Origin of the sequence: Pseudarthrobacter sp. NPDC059871 (genome assembly GCF_042731175.1) — a bacterium.
GTDB lineage: Bacteria > Actinomycetota > Actinomycetes > Actinomycetales > Micrococcaceae > Arthrobacter.
In genome coordinates this window covers 70,636-96,443 of the sequence record NZ_JBHWJV010000013.1, presented here as the reverse complement: position 1 = coordinate 96,443, position 25,808 = coordinate 70,636, and the positions used below count along the sequence as shown (strand labels likewise).

The 25,808-nt window shown below is 66.8% G+C and carries 26 protein-coding genes; 4 read left to right on the top strand and 22 right to left on the bottom strand.

Translation table 11 applies throughout. The annotated features are described in order from the left end of the window. Positions 1–77 precede the first annotated feature (77 nt). The 5 genes from ACFV4R_RS17355 to ACFV4R_RS17335 are packed head-to-tail and all read right to left on the bottom strand — an operon-like array spanning position 78 to position 4,473. Positions 78–548, bottom strand: a complete 471-nt coding sequence (locus tag ACFV4R_RS17355) for a molybdenum cofactor biosynthesis protein MoaE (RefSeq protein ID WP_377203717.1) — start codon at positions 546–548, stop codon at positions 78–80. Next, positions 538–1,107, bottom strand: coding sequence for a MogA/MoaB family molybdenum cofactor biosynthesis protein (locus ACFV4R_RS17350; protein ID WP_377203716.1), 570 nt, complete (start codon positions 1,105–1,107; stop codon positions 538–540). The genes ACFV4R_RS17355 and ACFV4R_RS17350 overlap by 11 nt, the downstream gene beginning before the upstream one ends. Then, the gene (gene moaC, locus ACFV4R_RS17345; RefSeq protein ID WP_377203715.1) at positions 1,104–1,598 is read right to left on the bottom strand and encodes a cyclic pyranopterin monophosphate synthase MoaC; all 495 of its coding nucleotides are present in this window, start codon (positions 1,596–1,598) and stop codon (positions 1,104–1,106) included. The genes ACFV4R_RS17350 and moaC overlap by 4 nt, the downstream gene beginning before the upstream one ends. Continuing rightward, the gene (gene glp, locus ACFV4R_RS17340; RefSeq protein ID WP_377203714.1) at positions 1,586–2,833 is read right to left on the bottom strand and encodes a gephyrin-like molybdotransferase Glp; all 1,248 of its coding nucleotides are present in this window, start codon (positions 2,831–2,833) and stop codon (positions 1,586–1,588) included. The genes moaC and glp overlap by 13 nt, the downstream gene beginning before the upstream one ends. Before the next feature lie 23 nt (positions 2,834–2,856). Next, the gene (locus tag ACFV4R_RS17335; RefSeq protein WP_377203713.1) at positions 2,857–4,473 is read right to left on the bottom strand and encodes a molybdopterin-dependent oxidoreductase; all 1,617 of its coding nucleotides are present in this window, start codon (positions 4,471–4,473) and stop codon (positions 2,857–2,859) included. Positions 4,474–4,591: 118 nt separating this feature from the next. On the opposite strand from ACFV4R_RS17335, the gene moaA reads away from it, so the two are divergent. Both moaA and ACFV4R_RS17325 read left to right on the top strand, forming a co-directional pair. Continuing rightward, on the top strand, positions 4,592–5,734 hold the full coding sequence (moaA, locus tag ACFV4R_RS17330; RefSeq protein ID WP_377203712.1) for a GTP 3',8-cyclase MoaA: 1,143 nt from the start codon (positions 4,592–4,594) through the stop codon (positions 5,732–5,734). 5 nt (positions 5,735–5,739) lie between these two features. After that, positions 5,740–6,006 carry a MoaD/ThiS family protein gene (locus ACFV4R_RS17325; protein WP_377203711.1) on the top strand — a complete coding sequence of 89 codons (267 nt, stop codon included), beginning with the start codon at positions 5,740–5,742 and terminating at the stop codon, positions 6,004–6,006. Between the two features lie 32 nt (positions 6,007–6,038). Here ACFV4R_RS17325 and ACFV4R_RS17320 read toward each other — a convergent pair whose 3' ends face one another. The 10 genes from ACFV4R_RS17320 to truB form a co-directional block, all read right to left on the bottom strand. Next, complete coding sequence (locus ACFV4R_RS17320; RefSeq protein ID WP_377203710.1) at positions 6,039–6,611, bottom strand: DUF1579 family protein; 573 nt, start codon at positions 6,609–6,611, stop codon at positions 6,039–6,041. An 83-nt stretch (positions 6,612–6,694) separates the two neighbouring features. Beyond that, positions 6,695–8,038, bottom strand: a complete 1,344-nt coding sequence (locus ACFV4R_RS17315; protein ID WP_377203709.1) for a M16 family metallopeptidase — start codon at positions 8,036–8,038, stop codon at positions 6,695–6,697. A gap of 113 nt (positions 8,039–8,151) precedes the next feature. Beyond that, complete coding sequence (locus ACFV4R_RS17310) at positions 8,152–10,410, bottom strand: polyribonucleotide nucleotidyltransferase (RefSeq protein ID WP_377203708.1); 2,259 nt, start codon at positions 10,408–10,410, stop codon at positions 8,152–8,154. A gap of 247 nt (positions 10,411–10,657) precedes the next feature. After that, complete coding sequence (gene rpsO / locus ACFV4R_RS17305; protein WP_056083357.1) at positions 10,658–10,927, bottom strand: 30S ribosomal protein S15; 270 nt, start codon at positions 10,925–10,927, stop codon at positions 10,658–10,660. Between the two features lie 216 nt (positions 10,928–11,143). Beyond that, positions 11,144–12,412, bottom strand: a complete 1,269-nt coding sequence (locus tag ACFV4R_RS17300; protein WP_377203707.1) for a kynureninase — start codon at positions 12,410–12,412, stop codon at positions 11,144–11,146. Next, complete coding sequence (kynA, locus tag ACFV4R_RS17295) at positions 12,409–13,263, bottom strand: tryptophan 2,3-dioxygenase (RefSeq protein WP_377203706.1); 855 nt, start codon at positions 13,261–13,263, stop codon at positions 12,409–12,411. Before kynA ends, ACFV4R_RS17300 begins: the two co-directional genes overlap by 4 nt. Before the next feature lie 32 nt (positions 13,264–13,295). Next, on the bottom strand, positions 13,296–14,279 hold the full coding sequence (locus tag ACFV4R_RS17290) for a bifunctional riboflavin kinase/FAD synthetase (RefSeq protein WP_377203705.1): 984 nt from the start codon (positions 14,277–14,279) through the stop codon (positions 13,296–13,298). A gap of 77 nt (positions 14,280–14,356) precedes the next feature. After that, positions 14,357–14,845 carry a hypothetical protein gene (locus tag ACFV4R_RS17285; protein ID WP_377203704.1) on the bottom strand — a complete coding sequence of 163 codons (489 nt, stop codon included), beginning with the start codon at positions 14,843–14,845 and terminating at the stop codon, positions 14,357–14,359. Positions 14,846–14,864: 19 nt separating this feature from the next. Further along, positions 14,865–15,218, bottom strand: a complete 354-nt coding sequence (locus ACFV4R_RS17280) for a hypothetical protein (RefSeq protein WP_377203703.1) — start codon at positions 15,216–15,218, stop codon at positions 14,865–14,867. Further along, a complete protein-coding gene (truB, locus tag ACFV4R_RS17275) occupies positions 15,219–16,148 on the bottom strand; it encodes a tRNA pseudouridine(55) synthase TruB (RefSeq protein WP_377203702.1) in 930 nt (309 codons plus the stop codon). It lies immediately after the preceding gene. 78 nt (positions 16,149–16,226) lie between these two features. Here truB and ACFV4R_RS17270 point away from each other — a divergent pair, with 78 nt between their 5' ends. After that, a complete protein-coding gene (locus tag ACFV4R_RS17270; protein WP_377203701.1) occupies positions 16,227–17,402 on the top strand; it encodes a pyridoxal phosphate-dependent aminotransferase in 1,176 nt (391 codons plus the stop codon). Here the strand turns inward: ACFV4R_RS17270 and trxA are convergent. Together trxA and ACFV4R_RS17260 are read right to left on the bottom strand one after the other, a co-directional pair. Then, entirely contained in the window at positions 17,399–17,821 is a 423-nt protein-coding gene (gene trxA, locus ACFV4R_RS17265; protein ID WP_377203768.1) for a thioredoxin, read from the bottom strand. The two genes, ACFV4R_RS17270 and trxA, sit on opposite strands and share 4 nt — an antisense overlap. A gap of 16 nt (positions 17,822–17,837) precedes the next feature. Continuing rightward, positions 17,838–18,323 (bottom strand): nucleoside deaminase, encoded by a 486-nt coding sequence (locus tag ACFV4R_RS17260; RefSeq protein ID WP_377203700.1) that lies wholly within the window; start codon positions 18,321–18,323, stop codon positions 17,838–17,840. Positions 18,324–18,504: 181 nt separating this feature from the next. On the opposite strand from ACFV4R_RS17260, the gene ACFV4R_RS17255 reads away from it, so the two are divergent. Further along, positions 18,505–19,665: a ScyD/ScyE family protein gene (locus ACFV4R_RS17255; protein ID WP_377203699.1), complete on the top strand. Its 1,161-nt coding sequence runs from the start codon at positions 18,505–18,507 to the stop codon at positions 19,663–19,665. Between the two features lie 81 nt (positions 19,666–19,746). Here ACFV4R_RS17255 and rbfA read toward each other — a convergent pair whose 3' ends face one another. The 5 genes from rbfA to rimP form a co-directional block, all read right to left on the bottom strand. Continuing rightward, positions 19,747–20,274: a 30S ribosome-binding factor RbfA gene (gene rbfA / locus ACFV4R_RS17250; protein WP_377203698.1), complete on the bottom strand. Its 528-nt coding sequence runs from the start codon at positions 20,272–20,274 to the stop codon at positions 19,747–19,749. A 314-nt stretch (positions 20,275–20,588) separates the two neighbouring features. After that, positions 20,589–23,462, bottom strand: coding sequence for a translation initiation factor IF-2 (infB, locus tag ACFV4R_RS17245; protein WP_377203697.1), 2,874 nt, complete (start codon positions 23,460–23,462; stop codon positions 20,589–20,591). A 152-nt stretch (positions 23,463–23,614) separates the two neighbouring features. Further along, positions 23,615–23,977, bottom strand: coding sequence for a YlxR family protein (locus ACFV4R_RS17240; RefSeq protein WP_377203696.1), 363 nt, complete (start codon positions 23,975–23,977; stop codon positions 23,615–23,617). 174 nt (positions 23,978–24,151) lie between these two features. Next, on the bottom strand, positions 24,152–25,132 hold the full coding sequence (nusA, locus tag ACFV4R_RS17235) for a transcription termination factor NusA (RefSeq protein ID WP_015936638.1): 981 nt from the start codon (positions 25,130–25,132) through the stop codon (positions 24,152–24,154). Further along, a complete protein-coding gene (gene rimP, locus ACFV4R_RS17230; protein ID WP_377203695.1) occupies positions 25,132–25,749 on the bottom strand; it encodes a ribosome maturation factor RimP in 618 nt (205 codons plus the stop codon). Before rimP ends, nusA begins: the two co-directional genes overlap by 1 nt. Between the last annotated feature and the right edge of the window lie 59 nt (positions 25,750–25,808).

Here is a 25,808-nt window from a genome sequence, read left to right as displayed (position 1 = left end):
GCCGAAGGAACCGGACGGTGTGCGTTACCTCGCAGGACGCCGCGGCACCGCCCGAAGAGTCCGGGAACGGCCGGCGGTCAGCCGCCGGCGCCTACCCATTCAACAGTGCCGTCGGAGAAGAACTGTTCCTTCCAGATGGGCACCTGCTCCTTAATCCGGTCTACCAGTTCGGAGCACACGGCGAATGCCTGCCCCCGGTGTGCTGCGGACACGGCGCAGACCAGTGCGGGGTCGCCGATCTGCAGCATGCCGATCCGGTGGGCCGCCCAGATGCGGACCGGCTTTCCGCCGTCCTCCCCCGCACCCCCGCCGGCGTTTTGCTCGGCAACCAGTTGGGCGACGACGTCGGCCATCACCTGGTGCGCCGTGGGGTGCGCGCTGTAGCTGAGGCGGTCAACGGCCTTGCCGCCGTCGTGGTTGCGTACCACGCCGCTGAAGCTGACCACCGCACCTGCGGTGTCCCCTTCAACGGCCGCGATGGCCTGGTCTACGGAGATTGGCTCCGCGCTGAGGACCGCGGATACCACCTCAAATGCTTCATTGCCCATGGTTGCCTTCCAACTGGTCGCAGAGGTGCCCGATCAGCGGGTCCAGGACGGTGAGTCCGTCCATGACGCCTTTCGGTGAGCCGGGCAGATTAACAATGAAGGACTTCCCAGCCGCGCCCGCGTAGCCGCGGCTGAGCGCCGCCAGCGGCGTCTTGGCGGCGCCGGCATGCCGGATCGCCTCCATGATGCCGGGGATTTCGCGGTCCAGCAGGGGCCGGGTGACGTCGGGTGTCCGGTCGTCCGGGCTCAGCCCGGTGCCGCCGCTGGTGATCACGACGGCGGGACGCTGGGTCAGGAGGGCCCTGATCGCGGCGCCGACCGGCTCGCCGTCGGGGACCACCATCGCCGGGAAGACCTCGAAGCCGTGTTCGGTAAGCCAGTCCGTTATCACCGGCCCGGTCTCGTCGTCGTAGATACCTGCCGCTGCCCGCGTGGACGCGATCACCACGCCGGCCTTCCGGCCCTGGACGTCGCCGTGCCGGTGCGGCTCGGCGGCGTGGGACGGTGCTGCGTGGGACGGTGCTGCGCCGGCTCCGCCGAAGCTGTCATCGTGGTTCATAAGGTCCAGTCCCCGCTCTTGCCGCCGCTTTTGGCCAGCACCTTAATATCGGTCAGGACGGCATGCTTGTCCACGGCCTTGATCATGTCGTAAACACTGAGCGCTGCCACGGATGCCGCCGTAAGGGCTTCCATTTCCACGCCGGTCACGCCGCAGGTCTTTACCGTAGCCACCACCTCAACGGACTCCGCATCGAGCCCGAAGTCAACGGTGACCTTGGACAGCGGCAGGGGGTGGCACAGCGGGATCAGCTCGGGCGTTTTCTTGGCGGCCATGATGCCCGCCACCCGGGCGACCGCCAGCGCGTCCCCCTTGGGAAGGCCGCCTGAACCGAGCAGGCCCATCACCTCCGCCGTGGTGCGGACCGTGGCTGTTGCTGTGGCTTCGCGGGTGGTTTCGGCCTTGGCGGACACGTCCACCATCTGTGCGCTGCCGTCCCGGCGCAGGTGCGTCAGGGCGGCGGGGGTCTGTTCTGCATTCACAGCATCCATACTTCCACCTCGTCCCCGGCCGCGAGTTCCGTTACGCCGGCAGGGACGTGGACCAGGGCGTTGGAACCGGCCAGCGCACGGACCAGGTGGGAGCTCTCGCCGCCCTCGAGCCGTACTGTGCCGTCGGGCTGCAGGTTGCCGCGCCGGACCTGGTGTTTGTGCTGCGGGGACGTCAGCGGGTGGCTGAGCCTGGCGCGGACAGGAAGGCGGAGGGCCGGAGCCCCGAGCACTGCTGCGAGGGCCGGCCGCAGGAACATTTCGAAGGACACCAGGCAGCTGACGGGGTTCCCGGGGAATCCCAGGAAGGGGACGCCGTCGAACATGCCGATTCCCTGCGGCCCGCCCGGCTGCATGGCCACGTGCAGGAATTCCACCGGCTGGCCTTCCATGGCCTGCCGCACAACCTCGTAGGCGCCTTTGCTGACGCCGCCGGTGGTGACAATGACATCGGCGTCCGCGCCCTGGCTCCGGAGCAGCTTCTGCAGCTCCGCGGGATCGTCGGTGGAGATACCGGCCCGCCGCACGTCCAGGCCTGCCTGCGCCATGGCGGCTTCGAGGAGGGTGCCGTTGGCGTCGTAGATCTTGCCGGCGGGCAGGTCCTGACCCGGTTCCACCACCTCGTCGCCGGTGGTGACGAGCAGGACCCGGACGGCGCGGTAGACCTCCACAGCCGGGATGCCCAGCGCTGCAAGCAGCCCCAGCTGGGCGGGGCCCAGGCAGGTTCCGCCGGCCAGGGCGCGCTCACCGGCGGCAACGTCGCTGCCCACCGTGCGGACGTAGGTCCCCGCCGACGTTGCCGGCAGCGTGACCCGCGCGTCAGTGCCGGGTGCGGGAAAGCTGTCCGGCACCGCACGTTCAATGGGTACGACGGCGTCAGCTCCGTCCGGGAGCATGGCGCCCGTCATGATGGGCGCCGCTGTCCCGCGGGCCAACACGGGCGGACGCATCCCTGCCGGGACAGGTGCCGCCACGGCGAACTCCGTGCCGTCGTCGTGCATGTCCGCGGAATTGACGGCGTACCCGTCCATCTGGGAGTTGGCGAAGGGCGGCAGGCTGACGGGTGCCAGGAATCCGTGCACCAGTGCCCTGCCGAGGGCCTTCGGCAGTGGAACGGTTTCGGTGCGGGATTCTGACCGCAAGGGGGCCAGCAGGTGGGCAACGGCGGCGACATGGTCGGCAACGGAGCGGGCCTGGTGGGGCGTGCCCGCAGGGGCGTGGCGGTGCGGGCTGGTCATGGATGCGCCTTCAGTGTGGGCCGTCAGGATTTCACGTCCACTCTAACCGTGTGGAATCCGGTGGCGCCGTCCGGGACCACTGGCCGGGATGCCTCGTCCTGGACGGTGCCCGCGAGGTCCGTGGCCCGGACCTGGACCTCGTACTGCCCGGGTGTCAGGTCCATGCTGAGCTTCCACTGGTACCAGGTGTCCGTGGAAATCCCGGATGACAGCTCAGCGGGCTGCCACGAACCGCGGTTGACCCTGAGCTCAACAGCGCTGATGCCGGTGTGCTGGGCCCAGGCAATGCCGCCAAAGGTGACCGTTCCGGCGTTGACGGGCCTGCCGCTGCGGGGGACGTCGATGCGGGAGGACAGCTTGATGGGGCCATGGTCGGACCAGCCCCTAGTGGTCCAGTAGGCGGTGTCCGCCGCGTAGGTGGTGACCTTCAGCTCGGTAACCCATTTCGTGGCGGAAACGTAGCCGTACAGGCCCGGCACCACCAGCCGGACGGGGAATCCGTGTTCCAGCGGCAGCGGGCCGCCGTTCATCCCCACGGCCAGGAGGGCATCCCGGCTGTCCGTGAGCACTTCCAGCGGGGTGCCGGCAGTCCATCCGTCAGCGCTCCGGGACAGCACCATGTCCGCACCCCTGGCCGGTCCGGCCAAGGCCAGGAGTTCGCGGACCGGCCAGCCGAGCCACCGCGCGTTGCCGATGAGGTCCCCGCCTACCGGGTTGGACACGCAGGCAATGGTGATGTGGCGTTCGGTCAGCGGCTTGGCAAGGAGTTCGGCGAGGGTCAGTTCCACCTCGCGCTGCACCATGCCCGTGACCCTGAGAACCCAGGTATCGGGGTCGACGGCGGGTACCACCAGGGCCGTGTCGATCCGGTAGAAGTCGTTGACGGGGGTGACGAGGGGGTGCATGCCCTCAACGCCTGCCTCCGCTCCGGCAGGGATGGGCGGCGCCGGTACCGCTGCCCGGGGTATCGCCACCCGGGCCCTGGCATCGTTCACCTTCAGTACGGTCCCGCGCCAGGCTCCCCCCAGGACTCCGCCCACCGCCGTCAGGACGGCACCCGCGGCGAGGTTCCGGAGGAACGTTCGGCGTGCCGTTGCCTGCCCGCCGTCAAGGGCCGCTTCCCAGGCCTTCAGCTTGCCCATCAGCAGCCGGAGGATCAAGGCAGCGGCGGCCGCCGCAGCCACGGGAAGTGCCAGGGCCACCGGTGTGGCCTGGGCCCGGCCGGCAACAGCGGCCACTCCCGCGAGTCCAAACACGGCGATCACGGCAAGCCCCGCGAAACGCCGCCGCCGTTCCACGACGCCGGCCAGGGCCGCGAAGCCCACGATAACCAGGGCCATGCTGACCAGGAGGGCCGCCTTGTCCGCTGTGCCAAAGAGCGAGACTGCCCAGTCCTTTACTGCCGGCGGGACGGCATCAATGACCGCTCCGCCCACCGCCGTCAGCGGCGACACCGACGGGCTCCACACGCCGGCCAGCAACTCTCCGAGCACCACCCCGCCGCCCACGGACACCACGCCGGCGGCCGCAGCGTGCCCGCCCAAGCGTCGCCGTTCCCGCTGTTCCCGCTCGGTGGCTTCGGCCGAACCGGCGTGGCGGGTACCGTCGTCATGCGTGGCCTGGTGCCGGGCGCTGTTCACCCTTCAAGCATAGGTTCGCGCGCCCATTCCGGTGGTTGCCAGGCGCCGATTCATGCCGTGCCCGGGCAGCACCCGTCACGGGTGTGATGTGGAGCCCATCGTGGCGTAGCCTGAATTCATGAGTGTCCAGCTAGGCATGCCCCAGCCCCGCGAAGAAGCGGGCCCGGCGCTGCCGTCCGTCCCGGCTGCGCGTCCGGCTGACGCGCCTGCGGGCCTGGTGGACCGGTACGGGCGCCGGGCCAGCGACATGCGGCTGTCCCTGACCGATAAATGCAACCTTCGCTGCACTTACTGCATGCCCGCCGAAGGGCTGGAATGGCTGGCGAAGCAGGCCGTCATGACGGCGGAGGAGATCGTCCGGATTGTCCGGATCGGCGTGGAACAGCTCGGCGTCCGCGAGCTGCGGCTCACCGGCGGAGAACCCCTGGTACGGCATGACCTGGTGGACATCATTTCCGCGCTGCGCAGCAACCATCCGGACCTCCCCATCTCGATGACCACCAACGCCGTGGGGCTGGCAAAGAAAGCCGCCCCACTCAAGGCCGCGGGCCTGACGCGGATCAATGTCTCGCTCGATTCCCTGCACGAAGAGACGTTTACCAAGCTCACCCGCCGCCCCTTCCTTGACCAGGTGCTGGCGGGCGTGGACGCCGCATGGGCGGCCGGACTTGGTCCGGTCAAACTGAACGCCGTCCTGATGCGCGGGATCAACGACGCCGAATCCCCTGCCCTGCTGGGTTGGGCCTTGGACCGGGGTTATGAGTTGCGCTTCATCGAACAGATGCCGCTGGACGCCGACCACGGCTGGACGCGCCGGAACATGATCACCGCCGCCGAGATCCGCGACATCCTGTCCGCCGAGTACGTCCTGAGCGCCGATCCGCGGGAACGCGACGGGGCGCCCGCCGAGAGGTTTGAAGTACGACGCCGGGTGGCCGGGCTGGATGCCGCCGGTGACCCTTCCGCGCACGGGCCCGTCGTGGGAACGGTGGGAGTCATCGCCTCAGTCACCGAGCCATTCTGCTCGGATTGCCGCCGGACAAGGATCACCGCCGAGGGCAAGATCATGAGCTGCCTCTTCTCGCGTGAAGAGTACGACCTCCTGGGCCAGCTGCGCTCCGGTGCCGACGACGACGCCCTGGCACGCCGGTGGCAGGACGCAATGTGGATTAAGCCAAAAGCCCACGGCATGGACCACGTGGGACTCGACGCTCCGGACTTCGTCCAGCCGGACCGCAGCATGAGCGCCATCGGAGGCTGACAGGAATGCATGTACGTTATTTCGCTGCCGCACGCGCCGCTGCCGGGTTCGAGGAGGAGAAGTTCGACCTCCCTGCCGGGGCAACCGTGGCGGACCTGCTGGACGCCGTCCTCGCCATGCCGAGGGAGGAGCCCCCGGCCGGGACGCCGCCGCTTGCACGCATCCTTTCGCGAAGCAGCTTCCTGTTGAACGAGGTGGCAGTGCGGGACCGTTCCACTGTTGTGGGCGCCGATGACGTTGTGGACGTCCTGCCGCCGTTCGCGGGAGGGTAGCCCTGTTCTTCCGCCGCCCGGCCTGTGGACCGTCAGGTGCGCCGGAAGGTGGAGGTCATGAAGGGCGTGAAAGCGGGGCGTTTGCCGTTTGCACTCGCTTTCGTTTCGTCCACCGCATGCGGTTCCAGCCCGGTCCGCAGCTCGGTTATGTGGACGAGCACCGCGCTCCCCGTCTCGAAGTCTGCGGGGCCAGTGAGGATGATGCTGTGCCGTGTCCAACCCGTGCCTGCGCGCCGCTCCACGCGGAGGACGCCGTCATGCCATGTGCACCGGGACGGACTGCCGGGAGGCCCGCCGGTGCTGTCGACGTAGTACCAGAACACATCATGGTGGTCAGGATCAAGGGTGAAGACTCCGTGGCCCTCAAAGTGAGAACCGTCGGCCTCCACGTGCCGGTAGCTCTGGACCACCGCGAATCCCCCGGCTGCCCGGCGGTATGCCACCTCGGCGTCCACCGTCCGCCGCGGCCCCCAGGGCCCGGCGGCCAGCTCTGTACTCCCCCGCCAGGCGCCGAGGAGGCCAGCCAGCGCCGGATGAATACCGGCAGGGACACCCGGTCGCGGCGCATCCGCGGCGCCGTCATGGCCCAGCCGGAGTACGTTCACACCATCCACTCCTCACCAGCACGGCGACGTCGGATGGCCTCATCGTAGTCCTGCAGCCTGCGCCCCGCGAGGGGATCGGCCCTTTAGAGTCCGAAGGTCTCGGTTTCATCGAACGGACCCACCACGGTGACGGTGCGGGGCGCGGCGGCCAGTTCGGCGGCCAGTTCCTGCACCTGTTCGGCCGTGACGGACTTAATCAGCCGCAGGGTCTCGTCGATGTCCTGGTACTCGCCGGACACCAGTTCGGCCCGGCCCAGGCGTGACATCCGGGAGCCGGTATCTTCCAGGGCCAGCACAATCCCGCCGCACAGCTGCCCCACGGCCTTGCGCAGTTCGTCTTCGGAGATGCCGTGCTCGGCGAGTTTGTCCAGCTCGATGCCCAGCAGTTCAAGGACTTGCCGCACCTTGGAGGGCGTGCAGCCTGCATACATGCCGAAGTATCCGGCGTCAGCGTAGGACGACGCGAAGGAGTAGGTCGAGTACACCAGGCCGCGCTTTTCCCGGATCTCCTGGAACAGCCGGGAGGACATGCCTCCGCCGAGCACGGCGTTGAGGACACTCATGACGTAGCGGCGCCCGTCCGTGGCAACAATGGTGGGGCAGCCCATGATGATGTTGGCCTGCTCAACGGCACGTTTCACCACCTGGAGACCGGCGGTTCCGGTGATCAGCGCCCGTTCGGTGGACCGGCGGTCGACCGGTGCCGCGTTGGTCTCAAGCGACCAGCCTGCAGACTCAAGGGCATCCACCACGAGGCCGCAGACGACGTCGTGCTCCAGGCCGCCGGCAGCTGTGATGACCAGTTCGTCTGGACGGTAGTAGCGCCGGTAGTGCTCCCAGACGGAATCGCGGGCAACGGCGCGGATGGCGTCCGGGGTTCCGCCGATGGGGCGCCCCAGGGGGTGGCTGCCGAGAACCGAGGCAACGAAGTGCTCGTGGGCAACATCCGTGGGGTCGTCGCTATCCATGGCGATTTCCTCAAGGATGACGTCCCGTTCCTGCTCCATCTCGTCCGGGTCGAGGACGGCGCCGGTGATCATGTCTGCAATGACATCGATGGCCATGGGCAGGTCTGTGTCCAGGACCCGGGCGAAGTAGCAGGTGCTTTCCTTTGCCGTTGCGGCGTTCGATTCGCCGCCCACCTCGTCAAAAGCCGAGGCGATCTCCAGCGCGGTGCGCCGTTTGGTGCCCTTGAAGAGCAGGTGCTCAAGGAAGTGGGTGGAGCCGTGTTGTCCGTGGGCCTCGTCGCGGGACCCCACGCCTACCCAGAAACCGATGGTGGCCGACCTTTGGCCGGGCATCGCTTCGGTCAGAACCCGCACACCGCCGGGCAGCACTGAGCGGCGGACTTCGGAGCCGCCGTCGGAGCCGTGGACCAGGGTGTCGCCGAGGTGGTTCTGCTCAAGGGGCAGGGGTACAACAGTCATTGAGGCCTTTCAGGTGGTGCAGCCGGATCTGGCTGTCATCGTAACAGCGGCGGGGCCGGTGGATCATCCCACCGGCCCCGCCGTTTCATACTGGAGTTCCTGTCAGGGAACGGCTAGATCTCGACGCCTTCAGCAGGCTCCGTGGCGTGGGCGCGTTCGGTGCCTTCCGCGCCTTCTTCCTCGGCTACGACCGGGGAGAGCGACAGCTTTCCACGGTCGTCGATCTTGGTGATTTCCACCTGGACCTTCTGGCCCACGGAAACGACGTCATCAACGTTGTCCACGCGCTTGCCGTTGGCCAGCTTGCGGAGCTCGGAGATGTGCAGGAGGCCGTCCTTGCCCGGGGTCAGCGACACGAAGGCACCGAAGGTGGTGGTCTTGACGACCGTACCCAGGTAGCGCTCGCCGATTTCCGGAACCTGCGGGTTCGCGATGGCGTTGATGGCGGAGCGTGCTGCGTCAGCAGACGGACCGTTGGTGGCGCCAATGTAGACGGTGCCGTCGTCCTCGATGGAGATGTCGGCGCCGGTGTCTTCCTGGATCTGGTTGATCATCTTGCCCTTGGGGCCGATGACCTCGCCGATCTTGTCCACGGGGATCTTCACGGCGATGACGCGCGGTGCGAACTCCGAGAGTTCGTCCGGGGTGTCGATGGCCGAGTTGATGACCTCGAGGATGTGGAGGCGGGCTTCACGGGCCTGCTTCAGTGCCGCTGCCAGGACCGAGGCGGGGATGCCGTCGAGCTTGGTGTCCAGCTGGATGGCCGTGACGAACTCGGAGGTACCTGCAACCTTGAAGTCCATGTCACCGAAGGCGTCTTCGGCGCCGAGGATGTCGGTCAGCGCGGCGTAGCGCGTCTGGCCGTCAACCTGGTCGGACACCAGGCCCATGGCGATGCCGGCGACGGCTGCCTTCAGGGGCACACCGGCGTTCAGCATGGACAGGGTAGAGGCGCAGACGGAACCCATCGACGTCGAACCGTTGGAGCTGAGGGCCTCAGACACCTGGCGGATGGCGTAGGGGAATTCCTCGCGGGACGGCAGTACGGGCACCAGGGCGCGTTCTGCCAGGGCACCGTGGCCGATTTCGCGGCGCTTGGGCGAACCCACGCGGCCGGTTTCACCGGTGGAGTACGGCGGGAAGTTGTAGTTGTGCATGTAGCGCTTGCGCGTAACGGGCGACAGCGAGTCGATCTGCTGTTCCATCTTCAGCATGTTCAGCGTGGTGACGCCCATGATCTGGGTTTCGCCACGTTCGAAGATGGCTGAGCCGTGCACGCGGGGCAGGACCTCAACCTCGGCGGTGAGCTGGCGGATGTCCGTCAGGCCGCGGCCGTCGATGCGGATCTGGTCCTTCAGGATGCGCTGGCGCACAACCTGCTTGGTGACGGAGCGGAACGCCGCGGACAGTTCCTTCTCGCGGCCTTCGAACTGGCCGGCCAGGGAGGCAACGGTCTCGTCCTTCAGGGCGTCAGAAGCAACGTCGCGCTCCTGCTTGTCGGCGATCTGGAAGACAGCGGCCAGCTTGTCGGCAGCAGCTGCTTCAACAGCGGAGTACACGTCGTCCTGGTAGTCCAGGAAGACCGGGAACTCGACGGTGGGCTTCGCGGCGCGGCCGGCGAGGTCCGCCTGCGCGTCGCAGAGTGCCTTGATGAACGGCTTGGCAGCCTCGAGGCCCTCGGAGACAACCTCTTCGGTGGGGGCGGTGGCACCCTGTTCCTTGATGAGGTTCCAGGAGTTGTCGGTCGCTTCGGCTTCCACCATCATGATGGCGACGTCGTCACCGGCGATGCGGCCGGCTACGACCATGTTGAAGACGGAGTTTTCCAGCTGGGAGTGCTTGGGGAAAGCAACCCACTGCGAACCGTGCTCGTCGGCGACCAGGGCTACGCGGACGCCGCCGATGGGGCCGGAGAACGGCAGGCCCGAAAGCTGCGTGGACATGGAGGAGGCGTTGATGGCCACCACGTCGTAGAGCTCGTCAGGGTTGATGGCCAGGACGGTCACCACGATCTGGACTTCGTTGCGCAGGCCCTTGATGAAGGCGGGACGCAGCGGACGGTCCATGAGGCGGCAGGCCAGGATGGCTTCGGTGGAGGGGCGGCCTTCGCGGCGGAAGAACGAGCCCGGGATGCGGCCGGCAGCGTACATGCGCTCTTCGACATCCACCGTCAGGGGGAAGAAGTCGAAGCCTTCGCGCGGGTGCTTGCCTGCGGTGGTGGCGGAGAGCAGCGCGGTGTCTTCGTCGATGTACACCATGGCTGCGCCGGCTGCCTGCTTTGCGAGGCGGCCTGTTTCGAAGCGGATTACACGCTTGCCGAAGCGGCCATTGTCAATGACGGCTTCTGAGAACTGGATTTCGGGACCCTCCATAGAGAGTCACCTCCGTTTCTGTTTTACGGAAGTCCAGCCACATCAACCCAGGCCAGCATATGTCGACTGGCCCTGCACCCGGTCGTCGATCGAGACCCACGGGCCGGGGCAGCCATTCGATGCTGCCGTTCCCGGGGATCACTACCGAGGACCGCGAATGCGTGATGCGGTTGATCCTCCTGTTTAGTTTTTTAGGTGGAGCGGGGCAGCCCGGTCCCGAATGGGACAGGGCCGCCCGGAAGTCCGACTAGCGGCGCAGGCCGAGGCGCTCGATGAGCGCACGGTAGCGGTTGATGTCAGTCTTCTTGAGGTAGCCAAGCATGCGCTTGCGACGACCAACCATGCCCAGCAGACCGCGCTGGGTGTGGTAATCGTGCTTGTGCTCCTTCATGTGCTCAGTCAGATCCTTGATCCGCTGGGTCAGGACTGCAACCTGGACCTCGGGCGAACCGGTGTCGCCTTCGCCGGTTGCGTATTCCTTGATGATGGACTGCTTTACAGCGGCGTCAAGTGCCACAATAACTCCTTGGAAATGTGCCGTGAGGGCCCGGATCAGTAATTCACTGCCGGGTCTGCCGCGGCGGCCAACCGGTCAAACCGGGTGCGGCCGTACACAGCAGGACCCAGCCGCCACGGACTGCAGCCGGATCCATCGTCCAGTTTACCGGCCGCGGCCCAATGTTGTCGAAACAGGGCCGGCGGCGGCCTGGCGTCCGCTCAGCGCCGGAACCGGTCAGGTCGCGAGCCTGACCCTGATGGCAGCCATGCCGTGCAGGACTTCCGCGAAACTGGTGCTGAGCGGGGACAGTCCCACCCGGAGCCCGCGGGGTGCCCGGAAGTCCGGGATCACGTCCCCGTCCCACAGTGCCTCTACGGTGGCCTTGGTGAAGTCGGCGTGGTCCACCGTGATGTGGCTGCCGCGTTCCGCCGGATCACGCGGTGATGCCAGCTCGGCACCAAGCGGCGCCAGCAGGGCTTCGAAGATCTCGACGGCGAACGCCGTGAGTTTCTCCGACTTGGCCCGGATGGCTGCCATTGACGCTTCCTCAATGAGGTCGAGGGTACCCTTCATGGCGAGCATGCCGAAGACTGCCGGCGTTCCGCTCAGGAAGCCGCGGATGCCCGGTGCAGGCTCATACCCGGCAGCCATCTCGAAGGCGTCCTTGCGGCCCATCCACCCCCAAATGGGCTGGTTGAGTGATGGCAGGTGGCGCCCGTTGACGTAGGCGAAGGCCGGCGATCCCGGACCGCCGTTGAGGTATTTGTACGTGCAGCCGGCGGCAAAGTCCACGCCGGCACTGTCCAGGCCGATCTCCACCGAACCCGCGGAATGGCAAAGGTCCCACACCACCAGCGCGCCGGCGTCGTGCACTGCTTTGGTAATCGCCGGAAGGTCCGCGAGGTGCCCCGAGCGGTAGGCGATCTGGCTGAGGAGTACGACGGCGGTGCGCGGCCCGGTGGCCTGGCGCACCTGGTCAACGGTCGCCCCCGCCGCGGGGTCCGTTTCGATCCAGCGCAGGCTGAGGCCCTCTTCCAGGGCGATGCCCTCGACAAGGTACCTGTCCGTGGGGAAGTTTCCGGTGTCGAGGACGAGCTCGTTCCGGTCCGGGTTGTCCACGGCTGCCAGGGCGGCCCGGATCAGTTTGTAGAGGACCACGGTGGTGGAGTCGGCAATGATGGTCTGGCCCGGGGCCGCACCGAGGACGGCACGGCCCAGCTGGTCACCAATGGCCTGCGGCAGGGCCAGCCACTTCTCGTCCCAGCCGCGGATGAGGCGGCCGCCCCATTCGTCGCTGATGAAGGCCGCGATGTCCCCGGCAGTGCGCTTCAGTGGCCGTCCCAGGGAATTGCCGTCCAGGTAGGACAGCGGCGTGTCCGTTCCGATAAACAGTTCCCGGTAGTGCGCCAGCGGGTCTTCCCGGTCGAGTTCGGCGGCGCGCTGCCGGAGTACCTCGTCCGCCGGGACCGCGGCGTGCCCGGTCCCTTGCTGGTGGATGCTCATTGTCCGATCTCCGTCCTGACGGCGAAAAGTTCCGGGAAGAACGTCAACTCCAGGGCCTTCTGCAGGAACGTCACCCCGCTGGAGCCTCCGGTGCCGGTCTTCATGCCGATGGTGCGCTGCACCGTGCGCAGGTGCCGGAAGCGCCAGAGCTGGAAGTTGTCTTCGAGGTCCACGAGTTCCTCGCAGGCCTCGTAGGCGCCCCAGTTATCCCCCGCGTGCTCGTAGATGTACTTGAACAGCGGAACCAGTTCGGGCGTGAATTCGTGGGCGCGGGTGACGTCCCGGGTGAGGACGGAACCGGGCACCTCGAAGCCCTGGCGGGAAAGGTAGGCCAGGAATTCGTCGTAGATGCTGGGAGCTGCGAGCAGTTCCTCCAGCATGGCGTGCGCTTCGGGATCGGATTCGAAGACCGGGAGCATCTTGCGGTTCTTGTTGCCGAGCACGAACTCCACCGCACGGTACTGGGCCGACTGGAACCCCGAGGAGTTCCCCAGGAACGCACGGAACTGGGAGTACTCGGTGGGCGTGAGCGTGGCGAGGACGGACCACTGCTCGGTGAGGGTCTTCTGGATGTGCTTGACGCGGGCGATGCCCTTCAGCGCCGAGCCGAGATCATCGGCCCGCAGCCACGCCGCGGCGCTGCGCAGTTCATGCAGGACCAGCTTCAGCCACAGCTCAGTGGTCTGGTGCTGGATGATGAACAGCAGCTCATCGTGGTGTTCGGGTTCGCTGACCGGCTGTTGGGCACTCAGCAGTGTGGGCAGCTGCAGGTACGAGCCGTAACTCATCCGGGAGCTGAAGTCGCGGACGATTCCCTTGTCCAGCTTGCGGGTGTTCTTCTCGACGGACACGTACAGCCTTTCGCGTGCTTCGTGGATGGTCCCTAGTTCCGTGCCAGCAGCTGGTGCGCCTGCACCACGTCCAGTTTCATCTGGTCCACCAGGGCTTCGGGACCACGGTAGGCCACCATGCCGCGCAGGCGCGCCACGAATTCCACGATCACTGTCTGGCCGTACAGATCGAAGTCCTCCACGGCTTCCCGGGGCCGGTCGATGACGTGCGCCTCCACCTGCCGGCTGACGCCGTCGAACGTGGGGTTCGAGCCCACGGAAATGGCTGCCGGCCAGCGTTTGCCGGCCTCGTCCACCAGCCAGCCGGCGTAGATGCCGTCTGCCGGAATCAGGCCGGTGGAGTTACTGGCAAGGTTCGCCGTGGGGAAGCCGAGGGCGCGGCCGCGGGCTGCACCGTGGACCACTTCACCGCGCATCCGGTGCGGCCTGCCGAGCACCTCCGCTGCCGTGGCAACGTCGCCTTCCTGCAGTGCTTCGCGCACCCAGGTGGACGAGCAGCGGCGGTCTGTGCCGTCGTCGTCGTGCAGCGGGTATCCCTCGGAGCCGAATTCGCTGATGACCTGAACCTCGAAGCCGAACTTTTCGCCCAGGGCCTTCATGGTCTCCAGGTCCCCGGAATTGCCGCGGCCGAACCGGGCATCGTGGCCGATGACCACGTGGCTGGCGTGCAGGCAGTCCACCAGGTACTGCTCCACGAATTCCTCTGCCGTGAGGCTGGCGAGGTCGAGTGAATAGTTGACCACCAGGATGGCGTCCAGGCCCAGCTCGCCGAGGGCTTCGAGCTTGTCTTCCAGTCCCATAATCAGGCGGGGGGCGCTCTCCGGGCGGTGGATGACGGCCGGGTGGGGATCGAACGTGACGGCAACGGCTTTGGAGTGCGTCAGCCTGGCGGACCGGATCAGTTGGGACAGGACCTGCTGGTGCCCGCGGTGAACGCCGTCAAAGTTGCCAAAGGTGACAACGGATGGGCCAAAGTCCGCCGGGACCTCGGACGGATCGTTCCAGATGTAGACCATCACCCTCGCCTTAAACTGCCTGCAGCATCAATGATCCGCGGCCATCCGGCCGCGGAATTCTTCAAGGTTACCCGCATTCAGCGGCCTGCTTTTCCCAGCGAGGGCCGGCGCCGGTACAGCCATACCAGGCCCAGGACTGGAAGTATCAGCGGGATGAACCCGTAGCCACGGCCAAACAGGGACCAGACGGTTTCGTGCGGGAACGCCACCGAATCGAAGATGCTGAGGGAACCCACCACCACAACACCCACCAGCTCGACCAGGACCGCCGCCACGGAGATTTTGAACCAAACGCTGCCCGCTTTGGCCAGCGACACCGTGGCCACGGCGTACACCAGGGCTGCGAAGGCGGACAGCAGGTAGGCCACGGGGGCGTCCGAAAACTTGGTGAGGATCTGGTAGCCGGCGCGGGCTGTGGCCGAGATGGCAAAGACGGCGTACACCGCAATCAGCAGCCGGCCCGGGCCGGTATTGCGGGTGTTGCCGCCGGCGCCGGTTCGCGACGTGTTCGTGCTGCCGGGGTCCCCCGCCGTTGCGTCGGCAGACTGGGGTTGCTGGTCATTCACGTTGTGCGCTTCTTCCACTTCAGTACCAGATCTGGTTCATTCGGGCGGCCATCACCAGGGCGGTCACGCCGACGGCGGCAAGGACAAAATTGCTCCACCGGGTCCGTTCCAGGATGGACCAGTAGACGGCGGCCGGTGGCAGCAGCATGGCAGTCACCAGGTAGCCCCAGAACTCCCATGCCTCGCCGGCAATCGTTTCGCCGGCGATGACCCTGACGATCGACCCCACCAGGTAGACCACCAGTGCCACCTCCACTGCCGCGACGGACAGGATGGTGGCGTCGTTGGGTGCCTTCTTCATGATGCCCGCGGCCAGGCAGATGACAGTGGAGAGGAGCCCAACGGCCAGGATGATGTAGAAATACGCGTCCACTCAGGCCTCCCCTCCGGCCGCGTTGCCGTTGCCCGGTGCGAACACCAGGACCGGCTTGGCGTAGTTGCCGCTGTCCGCCAGCAGGGCCACCAGGCTCCCGTCGGGAGCGAAGGCGGCTGCCGGGTGGTCGGCGGTCGCTGCGCCAGGGTTTCCCGGGGCCGCCCCGGCGGCAATCCGGCGGCCGTAGGAAATCTCCGTGGTTTCCTCGGCACTCAGCTCGCGGTTGGGCATGAGGGCCCGGGCAGCCTGCGACATTTCCAGCACGTCCAGCTCTTCGGCGAGCTGTTCCAGCGTGCGCGCCTGGTCCAGGGAGTACGGGCCGACGTGGGTCCGGCGGAGGGCCGTGAGGTGACCTCCCACCCCCAAGCCGTTGCCAAGGTCCCGGGCGAGGGCGCGGATGTAGGTTCCCGAGGAGCACTCGACGGTGACATCGATGTCGATGACATCGGCACCGGTGTCGCGCCGGATACCGTGGACTTCGAACCTGTGGATGGTGACGGGCCTGGCGGCGAGCTTCACGTCCTCACCGGAGCGGACCCGGGCGTAGGCGCGTTCCCCGTTGACCTTGATGGCGCTGACGCTGCTGGGCACCTGCTGGATGCCGCCGGTGAGCGCCGCGACGCCGTCGTGGATGGCTTGCTCTGCCACCGCGGACGTGCTGGCCGAGGCAACCACGTCCCCTTCGGCGTCGTCCGTCACCGTGGACTGGCCCAGGCGGATGGTGGCCGTGTAGGTCTTGGACGTTCCCACGATGTAGGTGAGCAGGCGGGTGGCCTTGTTGATGCCGACCACCAGCACCCCCGTGGCCATGGGATCAAGCGTGCCGGCGTGGCCCACTTTCCGGGTCCCCGCGATGCGCCGCATCCGGCCAACCACATCATGGCTGGTCCATCCCTGCGGCTTGTCCACTATCACCAGTCCAGAAAGCACGCCTACCAGTATATCGGCGCTGGTTGGGGCCACAGCGCACGCCCTGCCCGGCCCGGTGGCAGCGCTAGGATGGCTGGCATGCCTGAGCTTGCCGCCCATGTCCGCGACGTGCCCGTCAACCAGATCCGGGAAATCACCGAGGCCGCGTGGCGCACCCCCGGCGCGCTGGTGCTCAGCATCGGCGAGCCCGGGTTCGCGCTCCCCCGCCATGTCCTGGACGCCGGGATGGCCTGCCTGGACCGGGATGAGACGAACTACACGCCGAACGCCGGGCTTCCCGCCCTCAGGGAGGCGTTCGCGGCGAGGTTCCGCGAAGAGCAGGGCGTCGACGTCGGCGCCGACAGGGTCTATGTGGTCTCGGGGGCCCAGCAGGGCCTGCACTTTGCCATGAGCCTGTTGCTGTCCCCCGGCGATGAAATCCTGATACCCAACCCGGGATACCCCACCTTTGCGATGACCAGCCGGCTCCTCAGCGCTGTTCCGGTGGGATATCCGCTGTACCCGGACCACGGCTTCCAGCCCCGCACGGCGGACATCGAGGCCCTCATCACGGCCAAGACAAGGGTGCTGGTCCTGAACTCCCCCTCCAACCCCCTCGGTGCCGTCCTCAGTAAGGACTCGGTCCGGGAACTGATGGATCTCGCCCGCCGCCACGACCTGTGGGTCATTTCGGACGAATGCTACGAGGCGTTCACCTACGATGTGCAGCACGTCAGTCCGGCACGGTACGACGCCGGCACGCACGGTGAGGCGCGCGTCTTCACCTCCCTGACACTGTCCAAGACGTATGGCCTGACAGGCCTTCGGATTGGCGCCCTGATCTGCCCGCCCGGGCTGCAGCAGCAGATGGACAACGTCATGGAATCGATCGTGTCCTGCGTCGCCGCGCCCTCCCAGTACGCGGCGCTGGCGGCGCTGACCGGGCCGCAGGACTATGTGCAGCACGCCCACCGGCATTACCGGAACAACAGGGACGCCGCCTCCGCAGTCCTCGACGGCAAGAACATCCCGTACCTGCGGGCGCAGGGTGCGTTCTACCTGTGGGCGGACATGTCCCACGTCACCGGCGGGGACGTCCGGCAGTGGGTCCGCCGGTTCCTGGCCGATTCCGGTGTTGCGCTGGCGCCCGGCACTGCGTTCGGTTCCATCGGCGAAGGGTGGGTCCGGATAGCGCTCTGCGGCAGGCAGCAGGATCTGCTGGAAGGTCTGTCCAGGCTCCCGGCGCGTGCTGCTGACGGTGCGGCGGCCAGCTAGCGGCCCGCACCGGAAAGGGCCTTGTCCAGCCAGGACCGCAGAGCATCGGCGGGAGCGGCCCCGGCCTGGCGCGCGGCCACCTTGCCGTCCACCAGGACCATTAGTGTGGGGATGGCCTGCACGTCGAACCGGCGGGACAGTACAGGCGATTTGTCCACGTCCACCTTGACGAGCTTGATCGCGCCTGGCCGCTCCCGTGCGAGCTTGTCCAGGACAGGGCTGACCATGCGGCACGGGCCGCACCATTCGGCCCAGAAGTCCACGAGTACGGGCACCGGTGACGCTTCGGCGACGCTGCCGAAATCGGTGTCTCCCGCGTCCACGATCCAGGGCAGCCCGGCCTTGCAGTTGCCACAGCGGGGCCTGCCGGCCGCCTGCGCCGGAATCCTGTTGGTCTTGCCGCATGCCGGACAGGCCATGAGTGAGGTTTCCACGTCAGTACTCCGTCCGTTCCTGGTTGGCGCCCCACGCCTTGAAGGGGGCGTCCGACGCCGGGAGGTCACCACGGGTGACAGGCATGAGGTCCGTGCGGGACCCGTCAAAGTACTCGTAGAACAGGGCGTCGTCGAAGCCGGCCGCAGCCGCGCCGTGGCGGTCTGCTGCGAAGTAGACGCGCCCGATCCGGGCCCAGAGGGCGGACGCGAGGCACAGCGGGCAAGGCTCGCAGCTCGCGTAGAGGACCGCGCCCTGCAGGTTGAAGTTCGCCGTACCGGCAGCTGCGGCACGGATGGCCACTACTTCGGCGTGGGCGGTGGGGTCGTTGTCGCGGGTGACCCGGTTGACGCCTTCGAAGACCCGCCCGTCCGCCGTCACCACCACTGCGCCAAAGGGGCCACCGCCGCTGGCAACGTTCTCCGTTGCCAGGCCCACGGCCTGCTGAAGGTAGCGGGAAGGGCTGTTCTGCTCAGGCGCCGTGGTCATAGCTAGATCCTAGCCATGTGCCCGGCCGTTGCGGGGATGCAAATGGGGTCGGTTTTAGGGGGAAAGTACCGATGACATCCTGGCGCTGCAGGCATATCCTTGCCCGCGGGGGTCCGCATTTTTTGCCTCTTGGGAGGCTTCCTATCCGGCCCGCTAAGGGCACGCACCCGGAGTACCCACAATGAAGAAAAAGATCACCATTATTGGTTTGGTGGCGGCTGTGGTGGTTCTTGCCCCAGCCAGCCCGTCGACAGCGTCGGATAAGGGCGGTGACGGCGCCAAGCCGGAAGAAGTTGCCACCGGCCTTGCCACGCCGTTGCACTTGGCCCTCGGGACAGCGAAATCCATCTACGTGAGCCAGGACTTTGCCGGAAAGCTGAGCCGGGTCAACCGGGACGGCACCGTCGAAGATGTCTACACCAGTCCCAAGCCCGGGTGGGACGTTGCGGGGGTGGACACCCGTGGGGCCACAACGTTCTTCCTGGAAAGCACAGGGGCCGGGCTGGGCAAGCCGGAGAACCTTGAGGGCTACCTGAAGGCCATCAGCCCGAACGGGGACGTCAGGACCATCGCCAACTTCGCCGACTACGAGCGGGAGAACAATCCCGACGGCGACCAGGAGTACGGCTTCGGTGACGATGTCAGTGACGCGTGCCTGCAGCAGTGGCCCAAGGAGTCCCCGGCTCCTGCCCGCTATACGGGCACCGTCGACTCGCATCCCTACGCACTGGCTGTACAGGGCAATACCGCCTACGTGGCTGACGCCGGGATGAACGCCATCCTCACCGTCAACCTGCGGTCGGGTGAGATTTCCACCCTGGCCGTCCTGCCCCCGCGGCCGGCGGTCATTCCTGAAACTGCTGCCCGTCCGGAGGCGGAGGGCGGCCTCGGCGTGCCGGCCTGCGTGGCGGGACACGAGTACGCCTTCGAGCCGGTTCCCACCGATGTGGAGATTGGCCAGGATGGCTGGCTGTACGTGACCTCGCTGCCCGGCGGTCCGGAAAGCCCGGCCCTTGGGGACCGCGGTGCGATCTTCCGGATCAACCCCTGGAACGGCAGGACGAAGGTGTGGGCGGACGAAATCCTGAGCCCCACTGGTTTGGCCATTGCGAACAACGGTGACGTCTATGTGGCTTCGCTGTTCGGCGGGAAGATCCTGAAGTTCAGCGGCTGGAAGGGCGAGCGTTCGGAGTTCCTCACGGTCAACCAGCCGGCCGATGTTGAGATCCAGGGGCGGACGCTGTACGCCACCACGGACGTGCTGCCGGCAATGCTGGGGCCTGAGCCCCCTGCCGGTCCCCCGCCGCCCACCGGCAAGCTCATCAAGGCCAGCATCCGCTAAGCAGGCAACAGGGTTCCTGAAAACGCAGCAGGCCCGGACTGACGCTGGTTGTCAGTACGGGCCTGCTGCCGCGGTCATGCCTTACTTGGTGCTGTCCGCGTCCTTGTTGGCGTCTTCATCGATGTCGTCGCCGCCGGTGAGGTCAAGGTCCTCTTCGTCGAAGTCGTCCTCGTCGATGTCAACATCCTCCGGTGCATCGCTCTTGTAGGGATCAGTTTCGCCTGCGTGCTTGGCGGTTGCGGCCAGGGCGGCCACCTCGGCGTCGCGCTTCTTGGCTTCCCGCAGCAGTTCCTCGAGGTTGGAAGCCACCACGGGGATCTGGTCGGCGACAAATTCCAGGGTCGGCGTCAGCCGGACGGTGATGTTGCGGCCGACTTCCTGGCGTAGAACGCCCTTGGCCTTCTCCAGCCCCTTGGCCGCCTCGGCCTGGGCGGTCTCGTCCCCGAAGACCGTGTAGTACACCGTGGCGTGCTGCAGGTCGTTCGTCACGCGGGCATCGGTCACGGTGACGCCCTCAAGCCGCGGATCCTTGACCCTGCGGCCAAGAGCCTCAGCAACAACAACCTTAATCCGCTGCGCCAACTTGGCAGCACGTGCCGGATCAGCCATTTCCACTCCTAAAAATTTTGGATGTACGACGGCGCCGGAACGGCTGACGTACACACGTTGGGTTTTGATACCACTCGCTGAGGCGAGTCTATGACGGACTGCCATTGGATTTTTCCGGCGGCCCTTTTTGGAGCCGACGAGGGGGCCCGGGAGTGGCTTCGGGCCTGCCGGAGACGGACGGCCATCGATCGAAGATCGCAGGCCGTCCGTCGTAGGGGCGGGGCCCCCTTGTCGGCGGAAAAAGGCGGGGCCGCCGGAAAAATCCAACGGCCCCGCACCTTCGCACTGCTGAGTTGCCCGGAGGCAGAGCCAGACTAGACGCGCGGCTTCTCGCGCATCTCGAAGGTCTCGATGATGTCACCTTCGGTGATGTCGTTGTACGAGCCAAGACCGATACCACATTCGAAGTCCGTGCGGACCTCGGTGGCGTCGTCCTTGAAGCGCTTGAGCGTCTCGATGGTGAGGTTGTCGCCGATGATCTTGCCGTCGCGGCTGATCCGTGCCTTGGTGTTGCGGCGGATGATGCCGGAGCGGACGATCGAGCCGGCGATGTTTCCGAACTTGGAGGAGCGGAACACTTCGCGGACCTCGGCGGTGCCAAGCTGGAATTCTTCGTATTCCGGCTTGAGCATGCCCTTGAGCGCTGCTTCGATGTCATCGATTGCTGCGTAGATGACGGAGTAGAAGCGCATGTCGACGCCTTCGCGGTCTGCCAGGTCGGCAACCCGCTCGGCGGGCTTGACGTTGAAGCCGATGATGACGGCGCTGTCCACTGTTGCCAGGTTGACGTCGTTCTGCGTGATGGCACCCACACCGCGGTGGATGACGCGCAGCTGCACGCCTTCGCCGACGTCGATCTTGAGCAGGGCGTCTTCGAGGGCTTCCACGGCACCGGACACGTCACCCTTGAGGATGAGGTTGAGGGTGTCGATCTTGCCGTCGGCCACTGCCTGGTCGAAGTCTTCGAGGCTGATGCGCTTGCGGCGCTTGGCGAGCTGGGCGTTGCGGTCAGCTGCTTCACGCTTTTCGGCGATCTGGCGGGCGGTCCGCTCGTCGGAGGTCACCAGGAAGGTGTCACCGGCGCGCGGCACGTTGGACAGGCCGAGGACCTGGACGGGGCGGGACGGCAGTGCCACGTCGAGTGCTTCGCCGTCTTCGTCGAACATGGCGCGGACGCGGCCGTGGGCCGTGCCTGCCACGATCGTGTCGCCGACTGCCAGCGTTCCGGACTGCACCAGGACGGTGGCAACCGCACCGCGGCCCTTGTCCAGGTTCGCTTCGATCGCGATACCGCGGGCGGCCTTGTCCGGGTTGGCCCGGAGGTCCAGTGCGGCGTCTGCGGTCAGCAGCACAGCGTCGATCAGTTCGTTGATGTTGAGGTTCTGGCGGGCAGAGACCTCAACGAACATGGTGTCGCCACCGTATTCTTCGGGAACCAGGCCGTACTCGGTCAGCTGGCCCTTGACCTTGTCCGGGTTGGCGCCTTCCTTGTCGATCTTGTTCACTGCCACGACGATCGGCACGTTGGCCGCCTGGGCGTGGTTGAGTGCTTCAACGGTCTGAGGCATGACACCGTCATCGGCTGCCACCACGAGGATGGCGATGTCGGTGACCTTCGCACCACGGGCACGCATGGCGGTGAACGCCTCGTGGCCCGGGGTATCGATGAAGGTGATGTCGCGCTCGACGCCTTCGTGTTCGTGGCTGATCTGGTAGGCACCGATGTGCTGGGTGATGCCACCGTGTTCGCCGGCCACGACATCCGAGTTGCGGATGGCGTCCAGGAGCCGGGTCTTACCGTGGTCAACGTGGCCCATGACGGTAACCACGGGAGCACGCGGTTCGAGTTCTTCGTCGCCTTCGGCCTCAAGCTCGGCCTCGACGTCGATATCGAACGTGGAGAGCAGTTCGCGCTCTTCGTCCTCGGGGGAAACGACCTGGAGCTTGTAGCCCAGTTCTTCGCCGAGCAGCGCGAAGGTGTCTTCGTCCAGCGACTGCGTGGCAGTGGCCATTTCACCGAGGTGGAACAGCACGGTCACCAGCGCGGCGGGGTTCGCCTCGATCTTGTCGGCGAAGTCCGTGATGGACGAGCCACGGCGCAGGCGGATCACAGTGTTGCCATCGCCGCGGGGTACGCTCACGCCACCCAGCGACGGTGCGCTCATCTGCTCAAGTTCCTGGCGCTTTGCGCGCTTCGACTTGCGCTGCTTGCCGCGGCCTGCGCCGCCCTTACCGAAGGCACCCTGGGTACCGCCGCGACCGCGGCCGCCCTTGCCGAACCCACCGCCGGCGGGAGCACCGCCGCCGCCACCGGGGCCACCGGTGCCGGGTGCGCCGGGGCGTCCCGGACCGCGTCCGCCGGCGCCCGGACGTCCTGCACCGGCGGGTGCGGGACGCTCAGTGCGGTTGGGCATCATGCCCGGAGTGGGACGGGGACCACCGGGACGCGGTGCGCCGGGACGGGGGCCACCGGCTCCTGCTGCGGGACGGGGCCCACCTGCACCGGCAGCGGGACGCGGACCACCGGGACGGGGGCCACCGGCGCCAGCCGCGGGACGGGGACCGCCGGGGCGTTCTCCGTCGCTGCGGCCGGGACGGGGCATGCCCTGGGAAGTTGCGAAGGGGTTGTTGCCCGGGCGGGGTGCACGGTCGCCGTCGCCGCCACGGCCGCGGGGCATGCCCTGCGACGTGGCGAACGGGTTGTTGCCCGGACGGGGGCCGCCGGGACGGGGTGCCGAGGAACTCTGTGAGGATCCGCCCTGGCGGGGTGCCGGGGCGGGGGTCTCAGCCTTGGGGCCGGGACGGGCACCGGGCTTGGCGCCCGTGGACGGAGCTGCGGGTGCCGCAGACGACGCCTGGGGTGCCGCCGGAGCGGAAGCTGCCGGAGCTGCCGGAGCAGCGGGTGCTGGTGCCTCGACCTTGGGGGCCGGAGCCTTGGGCGCGGCGGGGCCGGGAGCCGGAGCTGCCGGGCGTGATTCTGCCGCGGGGGCGGGCGCCTTGGGGGCGGCAGGTGCCGCAGCCTTGTTGGCGGCGTCGGGGAAGGCGTTACGCAGCTTCCGCACGACGGGGGCCTCAATGGTGGAAGAGGCGGAGCGAACGAATTCGCCCAGTTCCTGCAGTTTTGTTACTGCATCTTTGGAAGTGATACCGAGCTCTTTGGCGAGCTCGTGTACGCGGACCTTGGCCACATTTCTCCTGTCTCGGTCCGCACCGAGCCAGGTACGAACCGTCTACTTCTTAATGCGGACCCTGGCCGCGGTTGGTGCGGAAGGGCCCATTGCAGAGCGCAACAAAGTTGTCATCGTTACGCACTCATCGCTGGGAACTCATCGGGTTTCCATCAGACTTCTGACCCGCTTTCAGGTTGGACGGTTGGTGCTGCAGCCACCGGGGCGCCTGCGGTGGTCGGGCCTGGCTTGATCCGGCGTTCGACGTCGGCGGTTTCGGTCGCGCCCCGCAGGGCCCGCCCGAATGCCCGCCGTTTGAGCGCCAGGGCCAGGCACGATTCGCTGGGATGCAGCCATGCACCCCGGCCAGCCATCCGGCGTTGTTCATCCACCAGGACAGCGGATGAACCGCTGTCCCCGGCGACGAGCCGGAGTAACTCAGTCTGCGGACCTTTCTTCCGGCAGCCGATGCAGGTACGTTCCGGCCGATTTCCGCTGGTAGGTGTTGCTGCCACGGTGATCGTCCTGACGTTCATATCTGCTGGCCCCCGCAGGTCCCGTGCCGCTGTTGCGGAGCGGGCACGCGAAGGCGCACTACTGCCGGCCGTTAGGCGCGGACCTATCTATTCTAGCCCCTTCGGGCCGTTCTGCCCGAACCCGTGGCCTGCCACGGTGTGGCAGGCCACCTGGAACGGGGCACTGAAAGTGCTTCAGTTTTCCTTCGGCGCGGCGGCGTCGGAAACGATGTCGATACGCCAACCGGTCAGCTTGGCGGCGAGGCGGGCGTTCTGGCCTTCCTTGCCGATCGCCAGGGACAGCTGGTAGTCGGGGACCACCACCCGCGCGGAGCGGGTTGCTTCGTCGGTGATGGTGACGGAATTCACGCGCGACGGCGAGAGGGCGCTGGCGATGAACGTCGCCGGGTTCTCGCTGAAGTCCACGATGTCGATCTTTTCGTCGTTGAGCTCCGTCATGACGGCGCGGACGCGGGACCCCATCTCACCGATGCAGGCGCCCTTGGCGTTGATGCCGGATGCGTTGGCCTTCACGGCGATCTTGGTCCGGTGCCCTGCTTCGCGGGCCAGTGCCACAATTTCCACTGAGTGGTCCGCGATTTCCGGGACCTCCAGTTCAAACAGCTTGCGGACGAGGCCCGGGTGGGAGCGGGACAGCGTGACGGACGGACCCTTGGTGCCGCGGTGGACGTCGATGACGAGGGCGCGGAGCCTGTTGCCATGGATGTACTTCTCCCCCGGCACCTGCTCGGGCGGCGGCAGGAGCGCTTCCAGCGAACCGAGGTTCACCTGGATCATGTGCGGGTTGTTGCCCTGCTGGATGGTGCCGGACACCAGCTCGCCTTCGCGGCCCTTGAACTCGCCCAGCACGTTGTCATCCTCAACGTCGCGCAGGCGCTGCAAAATGATCTGGCGGGCGGTGCTGGCAGCGATGCGGCCGAAGCCCGCGGGGGTGTCTTCGAATTCGCCGATCGGTGCGCCGTCGTCGTCAATTTCAACAGCCCAGATGGTGACGTGGCCGCTCTTGCGGTCAAGCTCAGCGCGGGCTTTTTCGAAGGCGCCGGGCGACTTGTGATAGGCCACCAGCAGAGCCTGCTCGATGGTGGGAATCAGGAGGTCCAGCGGAATTTCACGCTCACGCTCCAAAAGTCTCAGTGCGCTCATGTCAATATCCATCAGGCCTCCTCGGAAGGTCCATTGTGTTCTGGTTCCAGGCCATCTTCCGAAAGGTGGCTGAATTCGATCTCGACTTTTCCGTTACGGATCCTGTCGAAAGGAAGTTTTACGGGATCGCCCTGCTTGGGCTTCATGCCCTTCTTGACGGCAATTTCGGGCACCAGGGTGACTCCCCCGTCATCCACCGACTGGATGCGTCCGGTGATGTTGTCACCCTGGATGACCTTGACGCTGGCAATCCGGCCCTTGGCGCGGTGCCAATGGCGCGGTTCCGTCAGGGGACGTCCGACGCCGGGTGACGAGACTTCGAGGTCGTACGGGCGGGTGTCGGCGCCGGGATCGTTATCCAGGACATCCGAGAGTACCTTCGAGATGTCAGCGATGACATCGAGGCTGACGCCGCCGGTTTCTTCCTGCGGCAGGTCCACCACGACGTGGAGCACCCGGTGGGAGCCGGCAACGTTGATGGCGACGTCCTCGAGGTACAGCCGGTTGGCCAGGACGGACGGTTCAAGGAGGGCCCGGAGCCGGTCGGCTTCCGGGTTGAGGGCCGGCGCGGAATCAGCCTTCCCCGGTGCGGTGTGGTCTGATGAAGCCTGGGCTTCTGCTTTGCTCACGATGCCGGCCGCCTCCCTTATAGATGATGTGGTGTGTACTAGCGTAGCCATTTTACCGG